1 protein-coding gene is annotated in these 770 nt (G+C 61.3%); it reads right to left on the bottom strand.

Annotation, left to right across the window (positions count from 1 at the left end; translation table 11 throughout):
• Window positions 1-138: 138 nt before the first annotated feature.
• Window positions 139-770: KUP/HAK/KT family potassium transporter (locus tag EOA29_RS38640; RefSeq protein WP_189479159.1), on the bottom strand; the 632-nt coding region annotated here is incomplete at its 5' end.

Raw genomic sequence — 770 nt, 5'->3', positions numbered from 1 at the left:
GGTTAGAGCAGTTCAGCGATCTGAAGCTGAATTGCTCTAACGCTGCCAGGATGCAGTGAGCGCCGAGGAAGCCGGATCCGCCGGTTACAAGCACCAACTCACCGCTCATGCCTCCCGTCCCTTACGCGTTGCAAGCCCTCAAATGGCGACCTGCGTGCCGATCTCGACAACGCGCCCGGTCGGGATCTGGAAATACTCTGTCGCGTCCGCCGCCGTCTTCGCCAAACCTATGAACAGCCTGTCCTGCCATATCGGCATGCCGGAATTGGGCGATGCCTTCAGCGAGCGCCGCGACAGGAAGAAGGACGTCGTCATGATATCGAACTTCCAGCCCTGCTTGCGGCAGATCGCGAGCGCGCGCGGGATGTTCGGCTGCTCCATATAGCCGAAGGTGAGCGTCACCCGCATGAACAGCTCGTTGACGGTCTCCATCTTCACGCGCTCGCTGTCGGGCACCACCGGCTGCGGCGCCGTCACGACCGAGAGGATGACGTTCTGTTCGTGCAGAACCTTGTAGTGCTTCAGGCTGTGCATCAGCGCCGTCGGTGCGCTGAGAGGGTCGCTCGTCAGGAACACCGCGGTTCCCGACACCAGTTGCGGCTTCTTTTTCAGAAGGTTCGCCGCCAGGAAGTCGAGCGGGATCTCGTTGCGGCGCGTCTTGTCGAAGAGATAACGGCTGCCGCGCACCCAGGTCCACATGCCGAGGATGATGGCGAAGGCCACAGCCAGCGAAGACCAGCCGCCCTCGAACACCTTGATGATATTGGAAG

Origin of the sequence: Mesorhizobium sp. M1E.F.Ca.ET.063.01.1.1, assembly GCF_003998155.1 — a bacterium.
Classification (GTDB): Bacteria; Pseudomonadota; Alphaproteobacteria; order Rhizobiales; family Rhizobiaceae; genus Mesorhizobium.
The sequence above is the reverse complement of the archived record's forward strand: the minus strand, read 5'-3'. Positions and strand labels throughout refer to the sequence as shown.